General features: G+C 63.2%; 15 protein-coding genes. 13 read left to right on the top strand and 2 right to left on the bottom strand.

What is annotated here, in order from left to right; all coding sequences use genetic code 11:
* The first annotated feature begins 26 nt into the window (after positions 1-26).
* On the top strand, positions 27-911 hold the full coding sequence (gene phnE, locus QXZ85_RS13920; RefSeq protein WP_315704616.1) for a phosphonate ABC transporter, permease protein PhnE: 885 nt from the start codon (positions 27-29) through the stop codon (positions 909-911).
* Complete coding sequence (phnE, locus tag QXZ85_RS13915; RefSeq protein WP_315704615.1) at positions 908-1,756, top strand: phosphonate ABC transporter, permease protein PhnE; 849 nt, start codon at positions 908-910, stop codon at positions 1,754-1,756. Before phnE (QXZ85_RS13920) ends, phnE (QXZ85_RS13915) begins: the two co-directional genes overlap by 4 nt.
* A gap of 4 nt (positions 1,757-1,760) precedes the next feature.
* On the opposite strand, the gene phnF is transcribed toward phnE (QXZ85_RS13915), so the two are convergent.
* On the bottom strand, positions 1,761-2,486 hold the full coding sequence (gene phnF / locus QXZ85_RS13910) for a phosphonate metabolism transcriptional regulator PhnF (RefSeq protein WP_316174323.1): 726 nt from the start codon (positions 2,484-2,486) through the stop codon (positions 1,761-1,763).
* 133 nt (positions 2,487-2,619) lie between these two features.
* On the opposite strand from phnF, the gene phnG reads away from it, so the two are divergent.
* From phnG to QXZ85_RS13865, 9 genes are read left to right on the top strand one after another with little or no spacing between them, the layout of a single operon-like run.
* Positions 2,620-3,072, top strand: coding sequence for a phosphonate C-P lyase system protein PhnG (gene phnG / locus QXZ85_RS13905; RefSeq protein ID WP_315704613.1), 453 nt, complete (start codon positions 2,620-2,622; stop codon positions 3,070-3,072).
* A 3-nt stretch (positions 3,073-3,075) separates the two neighbouring features.
* On the top strand, positions 3,076-3,684 hold the full coding sequence (gene phnH, locus QXZ85_RS13900) for a phosphonate C-P lyase system protein PhnH (protein ID WP_315704960.1): 609 nt from the start codon (positions 3,076-3,078) through the stop codon (positions 3,682-3,684).
* Positions 3,685-3,687: 3 nt separating this feature from the next.
* Entirely contained in the window at positions 3,688-4,791 is a 1,104-nt protein-coding gene (locus tag QXZ85_RS13895) for a carbon-phosphorus lyase complex subunit PhnI (RefSeq protein WP_315704612.1), read from the top strand.
* Positions 4,788-5,672, top strand: coding sequence for an alpha-D-ribose 1-methylphosphonate 5-phosphate C-P-lyase PhnJ (locus QXZ85_RS13890; protein ID WP_315704611.1), 885 nt, complete (start codon positions 4,788-4,790; stop codon positions 5,670-5,672). Before QXZ85_RS13895 ends, QXZ85_RS13890 begins: the two co-directional genes overlap by 4 nt.
* Positions 5,665-6,459, top strand: a complete 795-nt coding sequence (phnK, locus tag QXZ85_RS13885) for a phosphonate C-P lyase system protein PhnK (protein ID WP_315704610.1) — start codon at positions 5,665-5,667, stop codon at positions 6,457-6,459. The genes QXZ85_RS13890 and phnK overlap by 8 nt, the downstream gene beginning before the upstream one ends.
* Positions 6,460-6,469: 10 nt before the next feature.
* A complete protein-coding gene (gene phnL, locus QXZ85_RS13880) occupies positions 6,470-7,168 on the top strand; it encodes a phosphonate C-P lyase system protein PhnL (RefSeq protein WP_315727688.1) in 699 nt (232 codons plus the stop codon).
* A 16-nt stretch (positions 7,169-7,184) separates the two neighbouring features.
* Positions 7,185-8,342: an alpha-D-ribose 1-methylphosphonate 5-triphosphate diphosphatase gene (locus tag QXZ85_RS13875; protein ID WP_315768358.1), complete on the top strand. Its 1,158-nt coding sequence runs from the start codon at positions 7,185-7,187 to the stop codon at positions 8,340-8,342.
* A gap of 56 nt (positions 8,343-8,398) precedes the next feature.
* Positions 8,399-8,947, top strand: coding sequence for a phosphonate metabolism protein/1,5-bisphosphokinase (PRPP-forming) PhnN (gene phnN / locus QXZ85_RS13870; protein ID WP_409997623.1), 549 nt, complete (start codon positions 8,399-8,401; stop codon positions 8,945-8,947).
* A gap of 11 nt (positions 8,948-8,958) precedes the next feature.
* The gene (locus tag QXZ85_RS13865; protein WP_315704606.1) at positions 8,959-9,570 is read left to right on the top strand and encodes a pyridoxamine 5'-phosphate oxidase family protein; all 612 of its coding nucleotides are present in this window, start codon (positions 8,959-8,961) and stop codon (positions 9,568-9,570) included.
* A gap of 25 nt (positions 9,571-9,595) precedes the next feature.
* Here the strand turns inward: QXZ85_RS13865 and QXZ85_RS13860 are convergent, their stop codons facing one another.
* On the bottom strand, positions 9,596-9,817 hold the full coding sequence (locus QXZ85_RS13860) for a hypothetical protein (protein ID WP_315704605.1): 222 nt from the start codon (positions 9,815-9,817) through the stop codon (positions 9,596-9,598).
* A gap of 411 nt (positions 9,818-10,228) precedes the next feature.
* On the opposite strand from QXZ85_RS13860, the gene QXZ85_RS13855 reads away from it, so the two are divergent.
* Both QXZ85_RS13855 and QXZ85_RS13850 read left to right on the top strand, forming a co-directional pair.
* The gene (locus QXZ85_RS13855) at positions 10,229-11,137 is read left to right on the top strand and encodes a YbhN family protein (protein ID WP_315704959.1); all 909 of its coding nucleotides are present in this window, start codon (positions 10,229-10,231) and stop codon (positions 11,135-11,137) included.
* A gap of 114 nt (positions 11,138-11,251) precedes the next feature.
* Complete coding sequence (locus QXZ85_RS13850; protein ID WP_315729639.1) at positions 11,252-12,460, top strand: BtaA family protein; 1,209 nt, start codon at positions 11,252-11,254, stop codon at positions 12,458-12,460.
* Positions 12,461-12,497: the final 37 nt, after the last annotated feature.

The following is a 12,497-nucleotide window of genomic DNA, read 5'->3' as shown; positions in this document are numbered from 1 at the left end:
GCATGAGCGCGAAGGTCCGAGCTTCGATGGCGGTCGCGGTTTCCACACTTCCCAGCCAGCAATTGGCCGCGCTCAACGAGGCCTACCGCAAGGCCGTCGCACGCAAGCGCCTCCGTGTTGCGCTGGCTGCTGTGGTGTTTGCTGCCGTGCTCGGCGCCGCAGGTGTCGGTGCCGAGGTCAATCTGCGTACGCTCTTCACATACTTCGGCAATTTCGTCAGCTATTTCGATCGCATCTTCACGCTGGACGATGGGCAGCGTGTGTGGACCAATTTCCCAGAGTGGTTTTGGGGCTGGAAGAAATGGCTCAAGCTGCTCGGCGAGACGCTGTTGATCAGCTATGTCGGCACCTTGGTGGGCATGGTGTTCGCGTTCGGCCTCAACTTCTTGGCCGCTGAAAACACGTCGCCGGCTCCCTGGCTCCGTTTTGTCGTGCGTCGCCTGCTCGAATTCGCCCGCACCGTACCGGCCATCGTGTTTGCACTGATTTTCGTCATCGCCTTTGGTCTCGGGCCGATTCCCGGCGTGCTCGCCATTGCCGTTCATTCCAGCGGCGCGCTCGGCAAGCTGTTTTCGGAAGTGGTGGAGAACGCCGATATGAAGCCGGTCGAAGGTATTCGCTCGACCGGTGCGAGCTGGCTGTCCTGCATGCGCTTCGCGGTCCTGCCGCAGGTCATCGCCGGCTTCGTCAGCTACACGCTGTTGCGTTTCGAGATGAATGTCCGCGAGGCCTCTGTCATGGGTTTCGTCGGTGCTGGCGGCATCGGTCAGGAGCTCGTGGTCGCGATCCGCAAGTTCTACTATTCCGATGTCAGCGCGATCCTGCTGACGATCATCCTCACCGTCTTTCTGATCGACATCGGCACCGGCTGGCTGCGTGCCAGGCTGTTCGGCGCGGAGGCGCGCACATGACAGCTCTGGAACGGCCGGATCCGCAAGATCTGCGCAGGCGTTATCCGCACGTTTTCGACCGGCCCGCGGCGGCGCGGCTCGCCACACCGCTGGTGTTGGTGCTCACGCTTGCCATCTTCGTGTTCGGCCTAGTCGATCTGGAGTTTTCACCCAGCCGGATGCTGGCCGGGCTCGGCCAGCTCGGCTGGATCGCAAGGATGATGCTCCCGCCCGATCCGGGCGCGTCTCTGCCTCTCTACCTCAAGGCCCTCGGCGAGACGCTCTCGATAGCAGTGTTGGGCACGACGCTGGCGGCGCTGGTGGCGTTGCCGATCAGCCTGCTCGCGGCGCGCAATGTCATACCTTCCGCGATCCTCCGCTTTCCGGTCCGTCGGCTGTTCGACACGATCCGCGGCGTCGACCAACTGATCTGGGCGCTGGTCTGGATCAATGTCGTCGGGCTCGGGCCGTTTGCCGGCGTGCTTGCCATCGCAGTCTCCGACTTCGGCGCGCTCGGCAAGCTGTTCTCGGAGGCGATCGAGGCGGCGGACCGGAAACAGGTGGAGGGCATTCGCGCGGCCGGCGGTAGCGCGTTGCACGAGGTTCGCTTCGGTCTGATACCGCAAGTGCTGCCCGTGATTGCGGGGCAGGTGCTCTATTTCATCGAATCCAACACCCGCTCGGCAACGATCATCGGCATCGTCGGCGCCGGCGGCATCGGTTTGCAGCTTGCGGAGCAGATCCGCGTGCTGGAATGGCAGAAGGTTTCGTTCCTGATCTTGATGATCCTGGTGGCGGTCGCCGCAATCGACTGGATCTCAGGTAAGCTGCGCTTCGCCATCATCGGACGGCGCGCGATCGCGTAGATGGTCAGCTCGCGATCTCGAAGGTGACGCGTTCGGCGGCAAACCTCGAGCGCTTGGTGATCAGCGGCGTGCCGTCCGCGTCAATATCGGTGCTATCGACGACCAGCACCGGACGCCCCAACGCGAGGTCAAGCCGTGCCGCGTCGCTGGCCTCAGCGATGGCGGCGGTGATCCGCGTCGAACCGCGGCGATAGTCGCGGATACCGTAATGAGAGAGCAGGGCAGTCATCGAGCGGGTCGAGGCGAATATCCGGGCTGCATCGGGAAAGCGTTCCGCCGACAGCCAGGAGGTGCTGAGGCAGATCGGGATCTTGTCAGCCAAACGCAGCGCCTCGATTCGCACCAAGGGCGCGCCGGTCCTGAGCTTGAGCTCGCGCGCGAGTTCGCGTGAGGCTGGCTCCTGCGAGGCTGCGATCAACTGGCCGAGCGGCTCGCGGCCTCCGGCGCCGACGTTCTCCGAGAAGCGCGTGCGCGAGCTGAGCGGGTAGGCGAGGCGCGGAGCCTCGACATAGGTGCCGCTGCCACGCGCCGCCCGCACCAGGCCGCGTTCGGCCAAGGCTGCGAGCGCTCGCCGCACGGTGTGGCGGTTCACCCGATAGATCTCCGCGATCTCGGTTTCGCCGGGCAGCCGCGTGCCGGCGGCAAAGCGCCCTTCGGCGATATCGCGTTCGATCCCGTCCGCCACCTGGCGCCACAGGGCCACCCCGGAAACTGCATCCTGCATGCTCATCGCTGGGTTCCGCCGGAGGTCGTGAAAATCACAGGCATGTCATGAAACGGTCATTGCCGGCCGTTATCAAGTTGTCTACTATCATAGACAACTTAGATCCGGCAAGGCCGAGAAGACCAAGACTGATAAGACGATGAGCGCAGAGGCGATGAAGGACAGACGCAAAGCCGCGATGCGGGTACTGGCGCACGTGCCGGCAGCTGAGATTGCCGAGCGCCTGCAGCCGATCGCACTGCCGCCGCATGCGGAGCTGCGCACGCCTGAGAGCGGGCTGGTGATGGTGCGTGGCCGTGCCGGCGGCGATGGTGCGCCCTTCAATCTCGGCGAAGCTACGGTGTCGCGCGCGGCGGTACGCCTTGCCAGCGGCGAAGTCGGGTTCGGCTACGTGCTCGGGCGCGACGGTAAGAAGGCGCGCCTGGTCGCACTGTGCGATGCGCTGATCCAAGCGGACGCCTATGCCGACGCTGTCGAAACCCAGGTGGTCGCACCGTTGCGCGAACGCGTGCGCGCAGAGCGGCAGCAGAGCGCACGCGAAGCGGCGGCGACGAAGGTCGAGTTCTACACGATGGTGCGCGGCGAGGGTTGAATGATGGGCATGGTCTCAGATCTTCCGGCGGGCTTTGCCGATCCGGTCATCGCGGCGCAGTCGACCTTCCGTGCCGTTATGGAGGCGATGGCCCGGCCGGGCAGCATTCAGCGCGTCACCGTCGACGTCGGCGTGCCGACCGGCCTGACGCGCGCCGCTGCTGCGATCGCCCTGACCTTGTTCGATCATGACACGCCGGTCTGGCTCGATCCGAAATTGGCGGCGGCGCCTGATATTGCGGCTTGGCTCAAATTCCACGCCGGAGCGCCGGTTGTTGCCGCAGTCGCGAATGCCGCTTTTGCGCTGGTCACGGACGGCGCATCGCTACCCGGCTTTGAGTCGTTTGCACTCGGTAGCGGGGAATATCCGGATCGCTCGACGACGCTGGTCCTGCAGGCCGAGAATTTGGGCGAGGGGCGTCATTACACGTTGCGCGGTCCCGGCATCGACGGCACGGCAAGGCTGCGTGCCAAGATCGAGCCGGAGGATTTGTTCGATCGGCTTGCGATCAACGAAACACTGTTTCCGCGCGGTATCGATGTCGTGCTGGTCCATGATGATAGCATGGTGGCGATCCCACGTACGACGCGGCTGGTCGCGGCGGGAGGTTAATGCATGTATGTGGCGGTCAAAGGCGGCGAACGCGCCATCGAGAACGCGCACCGGCTGCTCGCGCATGAGCGGCGTGGCGATCGCGACGTTCCGGAGATCTCGTTGGCGCAGATCGCCGAACAGCTGGGGCTGGCGGTCGACCGGGTCATGGGCGAGGGCTCGCTTTACGACCGGGAGCTTGCAGCGCTCGCCATCAAGCAGGCGCGCGGCGACCTGATCGAGGCGATCTTCCTGGTGCGGGCCTTTCGTGCAACCTTGCCTCGATTCGGCGCGACCGAGCCGGTCGACACCGCCGCGATGCGGGTGCAGCGGCGCGTATCCTCGACCTTCAAAGATATTCCAGGGGGGCAGGTGCTTGGACCGACCTTCGATTACACGCATCGTTTGCTCGATCCGCAGCTGGCGCAAGGTTTCGAGCCGGATCCGCCGGCGCTGGCGGAAGCGCCCGATGTGCCCACTCCGCGCGTGACCGATATTCTCGGGCGCGACGGACTGATCGAGGCGTCACCCCGGGGGCAAGCCGATGCAGCGGTCGGTGACCTCACGCGTGAGCCGCTCAGTTTCCCGGCCGAGCGCGATCTCCGCTTGCAGAATCTCGCGCGCGGCGATGAGGGGTTCTTGCTGGCACTGGGTTATTCGACACAGCGCGGCTATGGCCGCAACCATCCGTTCGCCGGGGAGATTCGCTTCGGCGAGGTCGAGGTGGAGCTCTTTGCCGAAGAGGTCGGCTTCGCGGTGCCGCTCGGTTCGCTCGAACTCACCGAATGTCAGATGGTCAACCAGTTCAAGGGGTCGGCGACCGAGGCGCCGTGCTTCACCCGCGGCTATGGGCTTGCTTTCGGGCAGAGCGAGCGGAAGACGATGTCGATGGCACTGGTCGATCGTGCTCTGAGGGCGCGCGAACTCGGTGAGGACGTCGTTGCGCCGGCGCAGGACGAGGAGTTCGTGATGTCGCATTCTGACAATGTGCAGGCGACCGGTTTCGTCGAACATCTGAAGCTGCCGCATTACGTCGACTTCCAGTCCGAGCTCGGACTCTTGCGCAAGCTGCGCAAGGAGTTCGAGGAGGCGAACGCCGCGTCGTCTTTGAAGGAGGCCGCTGAATGAACGCGCCGACTTATAATTTCGCCTATCTGGACGAACAGACCAAGCGGATGATCCGTCGTGCGATCCTGAAGGCGATCGCCATTCCCGGCTATCAGGTGCCGTTCGCGAGCCGCGAAATGCCGATGCCCTATGGTTGGGGCACCGGCGGCGTGCAGGTCACGGCCTCCATTCTCGGCCCCGATGACGTGCTCAAGGTGATCGACCAGGGATCGGACGACACCACCAATGCGATCTCGATCCGAAAATTCTTTGCCAAGACCGCGGGTGTCGGCACCACGACCTCGACCGAGGCCGCGACGGTGATCCAGACCCGGCATCGGATTCCCGAAGCGCCGCTGCGGGCCGGACAGGTGCTGGTCTATCAGGTGCCGATTCCCGAGCCCTTGCGCTTCCTGGAGCCGCGGGAGACCGAGACTAGGCGCATGCATGCGCTCGCGGAATACGGCCTCATGCATGTGAAGCTCTATGAGGATATCGCTCGCTTCGGCCATATCGCGACGGCTTACGCCTATCCGGTCAAGGTCAATGCGCGCTACGTCATGGATCCATCGCCAACTCCGAAATTCGACAATCCGAAGATGGACAATTGTCCGGCGCTGCAGCTGTTCGGGGCCGGCCGCGAGAAGCGCATCTATGCAATCCCGCCTTACACGTCTGTCGTGTCGCTCGATTTCGAGGACCATCCGTTCACGCGCTACAAGTTCGACGCACCTTGTGCGCTCTGCGGCGCCGAGGACTCCTATCTCGACGAGATCGTGACCGACGACCAGGGCAGCCGCATGTTCGTCTGCTCCGATACGGACTATTGCGAGCATCGCCAGGCGGCGGGCCATCGCGGCAGTCAGACTGCTGCTCCCCACAAGGAGACCGCTCATGGTTGAAGCGTTCGGCAGTTCGGACCAGCCGCTCCTCGTTGCGGAGGGGCTCGCCAAGACTTATGGGCGGCTCGCCGCTTGTCGCGATATCTCCTTCACGCTGTATCCGGGCGAGGTGCTGGCGATCGTCGGCGAATCAGGCTCCGGCAAGTCGACGCTGCTGCAGATGCTGTCAGCGCAGCTTGGGCCGAGTGCTGGCCGCGTTTCATACCGGATGCGCGATGGCGTGCTGCGCGACCTTGCAGCCTTGAGCGAAGCTGAACGTCGTTTCCTATTCCGGACCGACTGGGGTTATGTCCACCAGGATCCGGCGCAAGGCCTGCGCATGGCCGTGTCCGCCGGCGCCAATGTCGGCGAACGGCTGATGGCGGTCGGCTGGAACAATTACGGCCGCATACGCCAGACAGCGTCGTCCTGGCTGCAGCGCGTCGAGATCGATATCGCGCGTATCGACGATGCGCCGCGTACCTATTCGGGTGGCATGCGCCAGCGGCTGCAGATCGCGCGTAATCTCGTCACCGAGCCACGGCTCGTGTTCATGGACGAGCCGACCGGCGGGCTCGATGTCTCCGTGCAGGCGCGCCTGCTTGACCTGATGCGCAGCCTGGTCAATGAGCTGGGCCTTGCGGCAATCGTGGTGACCCACGATCTCGCGGTGGCGCGTCTGCTGTCGCATCGGGTGATGGTGATGAAGGAGGGGCGGGTGATCGAAACCGGGTTGACCGATCAGGTGCTCGACGATCCGCGCGAGCCTTACACCCAATTGCTCGTCTCTTCGATCCTGCCTCCATAAGGCTGCTTCCATGACCGTGATGATTGCTATCGAGAAGGCAGAGAAGACTTTCACCATGCACCTGCAGGGCGGCGTGCGGCTGCCGGTGGTGCGCCGCGTGTCGTTCCAAGTCGAGGCCGGCGAGTGTGTCGTGCTGTCCGGGCCGTCCGGCGCCGGCAAATCGTCGATCCTGAAGATGATCTTCGGCAACTACCGCTGCGATGGCGGCCGTATCGCCGTGCGGCACGAGGGCGCGATGCTCGACCTCGCGACAGCTGAGCCGCGCGCGATCCTGACCGCGCGCCGCCGGACCATCGGCTATGTCAGTCAGTTCCTGCGCGCCGTGCCACGCGTGCCGGCGCTCGACGTGGTGGCCGAGCCCTTGATCGCGAGCGGAGCATCGCGTGACGACGCCCGCGAACAGGCTGGCCGGTTGCTGCGGCGGCTCAACATCCCCGAACGTCTCTGGAGCCTGCCGCCGTCGACCTTTTCAGGAGGCGAGCAGCAGCGCGTCAATATCGCACGCGGCTTCATTTCTGATCTGCCGATTCTCCTGCTCGATGAGCCGACGGCCTCGCTCGATGCGGCAAATCGCGCTGTCGTGGTCGAACTGATCGCGGCCAAGAAGAAAGACGGCGTCGCGATGCTTGCGATCGTTCATGACGACGAGATCCGTGAGAAAATCGCAGACGGCACCGTGGACGTGACCGCATTTGCGGCCGCGGCGTGAACAGGACAGACACAGCATGGCCTCAACCAATTCCGAGATCGTGATCGGTAATGCCAGGGTGATCCTGGCAGATCGCGTCATCGAGCAAGGCTGGGTGGCGGCGGCTCAAGGCCGGATTGTCGCCGTCGGGGAGGGCACAGCTCCTGCCGGCAGTGAGGACGCCGGCGGCGATTTGATCATGCCCGGGCTGGTCGAGCTCCATACGGACCATCTCGAAATGCATTTCGTGCCGCGGCCGAAGGTGTATTGGGATCCGATCGCCGCAGTGATCTCCTATGATGCCCAGCTGGCCACCGCGGGCATCACGACCGTCTTGGATTCCCTTCGCGTCTGGAGCGAAGAGGGCGCCGGAGGAGTCGATGGAAAATCGGAGGTGCTCGCGGAGGCGATCGCGGCGGCCCGCGAGGATGGCCTGCTGCGTGCGGATCACTTCCTGCACTTGCGCTGCGAAATTCCGATGCCGACCGTCGTCGAAGAGGCCAAACTATTGGCCGGACGCGCCGACGTACGGCTGATGTCGCTGATGGACCACACGCCGGGGCAGCGCCAGTTTCGCGACGAGGGCAAGCTGCGCGATTATTATCGCGGCAAAGGCGGCGGCAGGACGGATGCAGAGCTCGATGTGCTGTTCGAGCGGCGCTTCGCCTATCAGAAGGCCTATGCCGCCGACAATCTGCGGGAGATCGTCGCGCTGGCGCAGAAACATGATGTTCCGCTCGCCAGCCATGACGATACGACGGAAGAGAACGTCGCCGACGCGATCAAGGACCGCATTTCGGTGGCGGAGTTTCCCACCACGATCGAGGCTGCGCGGGGCCTGCACCGGGCCGGCATCTGCATCCTGATGGGCGCGCCGAACGTCGTGCGCGGCGGCTCGCATTCCGGTAATATTGCCGCCGTGGACCTCGCCCGCGAAGGCCTGCTCGACATTCTGTCCTCCGACTATGTGCCGTCGAGCCTGTTGTTGGGAGCGCTGCAATTGCCAGAGCGTGTGCCGTCGATCGACTTGGCTGCGGCAGTCCGCACGGTCACCAAAACGCCGGCAGAGGCCGTCGGCCTTGCGGACCGCGGCGAGATCGCACCCGGCAAGCGCGCCGATCTGATCCGCGTGCATGTTCGGGGTGCGGTTCCGGTCGTCCGTAGCGTCTGGCGAGAGGGAACGCGCGTCGCATGAGCGAGACGCCTGTCCTCTCGTCCGATGTTCCGGCCAGGCTGGGCCCCGGCCGACTGGTGCTGGTGGTCGGACCGAGCGGCGCGGGCAAGGATACGCTGATCAATCTGGCGCGTGCGAAATGTGCCGGTAATGATCGGGTCGTGTTTCCGCGTCGTGTGGTGACGCGGCGGGCGTCGGCGTTCGAAGACAATGACGAACTGGACGCCGCCGCATTTCAGCGGGCCTTGGTGCAGAACCAGTTCGCCATTCATTGGGAAGCGCACGGGCACGCGTACGGTGTGCGGCGTGCTATCGACGACGATATCCGCGCCGGCCGAACGGTCGTCATCAATGTTTCACGCCGGGTGATTTCGGCGGTTCGCCGTGTCTATCAGCATGTGCTGGTCGTTGCCGTGACCGCTCCGGAGGAGGTGTTGGCCGAACGATTGGCACATCGACATCGCGCAAGCGACGGCGATCTTGGGGAGCGCCTGCATCGGACCGTTCCCGAAGGCGCGCTCGTAGCGGATGTCACGATTATCAATGTCGGAGATCCGAAACAGCACGCCGGAGCGCTGGTGAGGATCATCCAGGGCGAGCTTGGCGGCGGATCTGAAGCGAACTAGCGAGAAAGTGTATGTCGATCATCACCACGATTGAGCAGCTGGAAGCGATCTACGGCAAGACCGGCCTGACATCGACCGTGAAGGTTGCCGATCGGGTGACGCCACATTATCGCATCCTGATCGAGAGGTCGCCTTTCGTTGCGCTCGCGACCTGCGGTCCGGAAGGGATCGACTGCTCACCGCGTGGTGACCTGCCGGGATTCGTTCGTATCCATGATGAAAAGACTTTGATGCTGCCGGACCGCCGCGGCAACAATCGCATCGATTCCCTACGCAATATCGTCCGTGATCCGCGGATCGCCTTGCTGTTCCTGATCCCGGGATCCGGCAATACCTTGCGTGTCAACGGCCGCGCACAATTGTCGGCAGATACGGCGCTGCTCGCCTCCTTCGAGATGGATGGCAAAACGCCGCGCAGCGTTCTCGTCATGGCTGTCGAGGAGGTCTATTTTCAGTGCGCACGTGCGATCGTTCGTTCCGATTTGTGGAACCCGAACAAGCGCGTCGACCCAAGAGAGCTCCCGACCCCCGGCCAGATTCTGGCTGCCATGAGCGCGAATGAGGTCGATGCCGAGCAGTATGACCAGGAGTGGCCGGAACGCGCCCGGCATAGCTTGTGGTAACGGCCTGGTCGTTGTCGAAGCCTTCTCAGGCCGCAACGTCGAGGAGCCGCGATGAGCCTCGGATCAGCACCTTTCGGCCGGCGTGCGTGAGCAAGGGCGTACCATCGACGCTCGCGACGAGCCCCGCAGCTTCGAGCTGATGGACGATGAAGCTGTTGACCTTGCGGCGTTCGCGCGCGGGAAGACGCAGCGTCTTGAGCGTCTCCCATTGGTCCTGCGTCAGGTCGTGGTCGAATTCCGCGTTCATGTTGCCTCGAATGGCGATTGTCGTGCGGCCTCTTACCGAGCCCGCATGACGAAGATGCGACCATCATGCACAGGGATTTGCACTGGTCTGTTCAATATGGGTTGATGCTGCAGTGCTTAGTTCAAATTCAAATGATCAACCGCGCCGCAATGTCGCATTGGATGAGGAACGATGTCCCGCCACGGAGCGTCGATGGTCGCGTACGGAAGAGGGTATGCGGACAAACGTCTGCAACGGTAAATTAACTGTCACATCAGCGTGTCAAAGGGCGCCATGAATCGACCCGAATCGGCTGGTGCATCCGCGCCGCCAGGACCTCATAGGCTCGCCGTCCTGCCCGACGATCAACCCGAGGCGGCGTTGAGCCGCAAGGCCTGGCTCCGAGGTCTTGGTGGCCTCGCGGTCAGTGTGATCGTTGCCGTCGCTGCGATCTATGCGCTCACCCGCGCCGTCAAGAAGCTGGATATAGCCCACGCGCTGACGATCGCTGAGAATACGGACATCCGGCTGATCGCACTGGCCCTGGCGCTCATCATCTTGTCCTACGCGAGCCTGACGCTTTACGACCTGCTCGCGCTTCGCACGATCGGCCGAGGTGATATTCCGTTCCGTATGGCGGCACTTGCAAGCTTTACGAGCTATCCGATCGCCCATGGTATTGGGGCCGTCGCTTTGATCGCTCCCGTCATCCGCTATCGAATCTATTCCCGCTACAAGCTTGGTGCGATCGACATCGCGAATATCAGCTTTCTGACCGGCCTCACTTTCTGGCTCGGCAATCTGACGGCCCTGGGACTCAGCCTGATGATCGATCCCGATGCCTTCGGCTGGGTTGAGTATTGGCCGCCGGCGTTGAATCGGTTGGTCGCAGCAGCATTGCTCGCCGGAGTGTTTGGCTTCGTGGTTTGGAGCTGGCCTGGACGGCGCAGCAAGCGCTGGCCGGTAAGGCTTCCGTCCGGGCCCCTGGTCCTGCTGCAGATCCTGATAGGCCTGTTTGATTTGAGCACCGCCGCGCTCGCCATGTACGTCTTGATCCCGGCGGAGCTCGATATCGAGGTCTCGCGGTTGATGGCCGTGTTCATCGCGGCCACGTTACTGGGCTTCGCCAGTCATGCGCCGGCCGGCATCGGGATGTTCGATGCGACAATTCTGCTCGGCCTCGGAAGTGACGATAAGGATCCCGTGCTTGCGGTGCTGCTGATCTTCCGGATTCTTTACCATTTATTGCCGTTTGTGATCGCACTGGCATTGTTCGGCAGTGTGGAGGGGTGGCGAACCTTGCGCCGCGGTCGTCGCACTGTCTTGAGATCGGACGATTGATCGCGTTTTCTGCGCGACTTTTTCAAGACGTGCGTACGAAAGGATGTAGTCCGTCTGTCGCATAACTGCATTGCGTCCGCGCTACCATTGCCGAATCGGTGAGCCGAGGCATGGATGACGACGCAACTGATCGCCGGGACGGCACGCGGCAGCAGGCATGAGAATGCGATGACGCTCTGGAACAGGGCGCTCGCGTTCTCACTACAACGTTTGATGCACACCCAAAGCTGGGACGATCCGCAAGCGGACCTCGCGGCGTTGCAATTGCCGCTGGGGTCCACGATCGTGGCAATGTCCTCTGGCGGTTGCAACGTGCTCTCCTATCTCACCGCGCAGCCGGCGCAGATTTATGCTGTCGATCGCAATGAGGCCCAGCTCGCGCTGCTCAAATTGAGGCTTGCGGGCGTGCGTGCGTTCGCCGGCTACAACGAGTTCTGGGAATTCTTTGGTGACGCAGCCTCGCCCGCGAATGCAGCCCGCTACATCCGGAAACTACGTCCGCTCCTCGATGGGCATGCGCGGAGCTATTGGGACGGTCGCAATGTTCTCGGGCGGCAGCGATACACCTATTTCACCGACGGTCTCTACCGCCACGGACTGTTGGGTCGCGCGATCGGTTTGGCTCATCTGATTGCACGTGTTCTTGGGATTGATCTCGATGCCCTGCTGAGGGGGGCGGTGGATTCTCCGGAGCGGCTTGAAGCGATGGCGCGCCTTGATCGCCTGTTTCATTCGATGCCGCTGCGGCTCATGATGGACGTCCGGATTTTTCTGTTCGGTCTCGGTATTTCGCCGCGACAGCGGGCGCTCCTGAAAGCGGAAGCGCCGCTCGATAGCGTGCTTTACCAGCGGTTGCGGCGCTTGCTCGAGGGTAGCTCAGAGACGGCTAACTACTTTGCCTGGCAGGCGCTACGCCGCGCCTACACTGGCGCCGACGACCGCTGCCTGCCGCCATATTTGCAGCGTTGCCATTTCGCTCGGATGCGCAACGGTGTCGGCGTGATCATCCCTGTTCAAGGCAATATCGCGCAGCTTCTGGACAGCTTGCCGGCGCGTGAGGTCGACGCTGTCTTACTGTTGGATGCGCAGGACTCGATGGACGCTGACGAGATCCAGGCCTTGTGGACCTCTATAGATCGGGCGGGGAGCGAGCGCGTGCGCATCGTATTTCGCACCGCGGGCAGCGTGTCCCCTCTGGATGCCATTGGGTCCGCGGCACTCAGGAACCGATGGCATCGCGACGAAGAGCGAAGCGCGCTTGGCGCTGAACTGGACCGCTCCGGGATCTATGGCGGCTTTCATTGCTACGTCAGGCGCGTATAGGCGGACATCCATCATGCATTCTGGTGCGTTGCGATGG

The sequence above is a fragment of the Bradyrhizobium sp. SZCCHNGR1005 genome (assembly GCF_032489995.1).
Classification (GTDB): Bacteria; Pseudomonadota; Alphaproteobacteria; order Rhizobiales; family Xanthobacteraceae; genus Bradyrhizobium.
This window is presented reverse-complemented; position numbering and strand designations above follow the sequence as displayed.

What these genes read in the sequence shown, in the direction of transcription:
- phnE (WP_315704615.1), top strand. Translation starts at nt 908, where the DNA reads ATGACAGCTCTGGAACGGCCGGATCCGCAAGATCTGCGCAGGCGTTAT.
- phnG (WP_315704613.1), top strand. Translation starts at nt 2,620, where the DNA reads ATGAGCGCAGAGGCGATGAAGGACAGACGCAAAGCCGCGATGCGGGTA.
- phnL (WP_315727688.1), top strand. Translation starts at nt 6,470, where the DNA reads ATGACCGTGATGATTGCTATCGAGAAGGCAGAGAAGACTTTCACCATG.
- QXZ85_RS13865 (WP_315704606.1), top strand. Translation starts at nt 8,959, where the DNA reads ATGTCGATCATCACCACGATTGAGCAGCTGGAAGCGATCTACGGCAAG.
- QXZ85_RS13890 (WP_315704611.1), top strand. Translation starts at nt 4,788, where the DNA reads ATGAACGCGCCGACTTATAATTTCGCCTATCTGGACGAACAGACCAAG.
- phnF (WP_316174323.1), bottom strand. Translation starts at nt 2,486, where the DNA reads ATGAGCATGCAGGATGCAGTTTCCGGGGTGGCCCTGTGGCGCCAGGTG.
- QXZ85_RS13860 (WP_315704605.1), bottom strand. Translation starts at nt 9,817, where the DNA reads ATGAACGCGGAATTCGACCACGACCTGACGCAGGACCAATGGGAGACG.
- QXZ85_RS13895 (WP_315704612.1), top strand. Translation starts at nt 3,688, where the DNA reads ATGTATGTGGCGGTCAAAGGCGGCGAACGCGCCATCGAGAACGCGCAC.
- QXZ85_RS13850 (WP_315729639.1), top strand. Translation starts at nt 11,252, where the DNA reads ATGACGACGCAACTGATCGCCGGGACGGCACGCGGCAGCAGGCATGAG.
- phnH (WP_315704960.1), top strand. Translation starts at nt 3,076, where the DNA reads ATGGGCATGGTCTCAGATCTTCCGGCGGGCTTTGCCGATCCGGTCATC.
- phnK (WP_315704610.1), top strand. Translation starts at nt 5,665, where the DNA reads ATGGTTGAAGCGTTCGGCAGTTCGGACCAGCCGCTCCTCGTTGCGGAG.
- QXZ85_RS13875 (WP_315768358.1), top strand. Translation starts at nt 7,185, where the DNA reads ATGGCCTCAACCAATTCCGAGATCGTGATCGGTAATGCCAGGGTGATC.
- phnE (WP_315704616.1), top strand. Translation starts at nt 27, where the DNA reads ATGGCGGTCGCGGTTTCCACACTTCCCAGCCAGCAATTGGCCGCGCTC.